This is a genomic window from Actinomycetes bacterium, from assembly GCA_024222295.1.
Taxonomy (GTDB): domain Bacteria; phylum Actinomycetota; class Acidimicrobiia; order Acidimicrobiales; family Microtrichaceae; genus JAAEPF01.
The window spans coordinates 1-1,939 of sequence record JAAEPF010000113.1; the positions used below are offsets into that span (position 1 = coordinate 1).

Annotated in this window: 3 protein-coding genes; all 3 read left to right on the plus strand. The window is 66.7% G+C overall.

Going from position 1 to position 1,939, the window contains the following annotated elements:
* Positions 1 to 30 precede the first annotated feature (30 nt).
* Complete coding sequence (locus GY812_17765) at positions 31 to 894, plus strand: hypothetical protein (protein MCP4437329.1); 864 nt, start codon at positions 31 to 33, stop codon at positions 892 to 894.
* Positions 895 to 933: 39 nt separating this feature from the next.
* Positions 934 to 1,548, plus strand: a complete 615-nt coding sequence (locus GY812_17770; GenBank protein ID MCP4437330.1) for an amino acid transporter — start codon at positions 934 to 936, stop codon at positions 1,546 to 1,548.
* A gap of 47 nt (positions 1,549 to 1,595) precedes the next feature.
* The coding region (locus GY812_17775; protein ID MCP4437331.1) for a hypothetical protein at positions 1,596 to 1,939 on the plus strand (344 nt) is incomplete at its 3' end.

Below are 1,939 nucleotides of genomic sequence, written 5' to 3' on the forward strand. Positions count from 1 at the left end.
CACGACATCGAGTAGCGTCGCCACCATCATGTGCCACCTGCCCCACCCGAGCGCGTGATTGGCGACGTCCTGCCCGCGGCGATTGCGGCAGGGGCGGTGGCCATCCTCGTCACCGTCCTGATAGAGAGGTACGGCGGAGTGGTCGGCGGGGCTCTCGGGACGGTCCCCACCACGATCGTGCCCGCAGTGGCGGGAATGGCGTCTGCCCAGGGTGATACTGAGCTCCTGGAGAGCCTCTCGGTGGTGCCCGCGGGAATGCTCGTCAACGCCATCTTCCTCTCAGTGTGGATATTCCTGCCGCCGAGGCTTGAGGGGCTGTCACCGGGCCGTTCCCTCGCGCTGACCACGGTGGCGTCGCTGGCCGTCTGGGGCGTCGTAGGGGCCATCGCGGTGCTCGTAATCGGGGACGCGCATGTCAGCGGCTCCTCGCCGAGGTCGGTGGCAGTCGCGGGAGTCATGATGACAGCGGCATTCGGCCTGCTGCTCGGTTGGAGCCCCAGGGAGGCCCCTCCCGGGAGCGAGGGCGTCAGCGCCCCGGTGCTCCTGGCAAGGGGGGCGATGGCGGCCTCGGCGATCGGCGCGTCGGTGTGGGTGGCCGGCCTCGGCTACCCACTGGTCGCGGGCCTCGCCTCCGTGTTCCCTGCCATATTCCTGACCTCCATGGTCGCCCTGTGGGTCTCGCAGGGCCCGTCGGTCCCCCGTGGCGCGGCCGCGCCGATGCTCCTCGGCGGGGGCTCCGTGGGCGTGTACGCGCTGGTGGCCATGACGACGGTGGCGGAGCACGGGATGGTGATGGGGTCGATGGCCGCATGGGCCGTGGCCGTCTTGGGGTGGTCGCTGCCCTCCTACGCGTTCCTCAACTGGAGGAGCGGCGCCTCTGCCCCCCGTGATTGAGTGCGACCAGTTCAAGGCGGGGCGCTCCCCCCTGCGCCCATGGGCCTCTGGTCAGCGGGCATAGAGGGGTTCGCCCTCAGCATGGCCCTGATCCTCGCGATAGGCCCGCAGAACATCTTCGTGCTCAGGCAGGGCCTACTGAGGTCCCACGTGTTCGCCGTCTGCCTGGTCTGCTCCCTGTCCGACGCGCTCCTGATCAGCGCTGGCGTTCTGGGACTCGGCTCGTTCCTCGCGGGCGTGGAGGGTGCCGAGCTGCTGATATCCGTCGCGGCCGCCCTCTTCATCGCGGGCTACGGGGTCCTGAGGGTCAGGTCATCGATGGACCCGGTCGGGATGTCGGTGGGCGAGGAGGAGGCCCTGGGCCTCGGGCCCACCATCGGCACCGCCCTCGCGTTCACGTTCCTCAACCCTCACGTGTACCTCGACACCGTGCTGCTGATCGGTGGGGCGTCTAGCAGGTACGCGTCCGACGACAGGGTCGCGTTCGCGGTCGGCGCCTCGCTCGCCTCGTTCCTGTTCTTCTTCGCGCTCGGCTACGGGGCGAGGAGGCTGTCCTCGGTGCTCGACAGGCCCGAGTCGTGGAGGGTGATTGACATGGGCATAGCGTGCGTGATGTTCGCCATCGCGGGCGCTATAATGCTGCCTTTCCTGTGAGAAACGCCGGGAATGTGTTTATCGAGCGCCTGCCTGTTGCGTCGCTGATGAGAGCAAAGGCAGTACTGATGGCACTGGCGATGATGACGACCGCACTGGCGGGGTGCACGGGCACCGACGGGGTCACGGAGGTGGACGAGGACGCGCTGAACGAGCTTATCCAGAACAACCTGCAGGACTTCATCAACAACACGACCGTGATCGTGAACCAGGACTTCCACTACCACAACAACACGACCGTGGTCAACAACCACTACGACACCACGAACGAGTACAACAACACGACCAACGTGGATGGGGGCGAGGTGAACAACTACAACTCGGACAACTCGAACACCAACTACACCCTCGGCGGAGGAGGGGATGGCTCCTCCATCATGCAGATGTTCAC

Bases quoted from the DNA above. Each gene is read 5' to 3' on its own strand.
- GY812_17770 (MCP4437330.1), top strand. From the start codon at position 934: ATGGGCCTCTGGTCAGCGGGCATAGAGGGGTTCGCCCTCAGCATGGCC.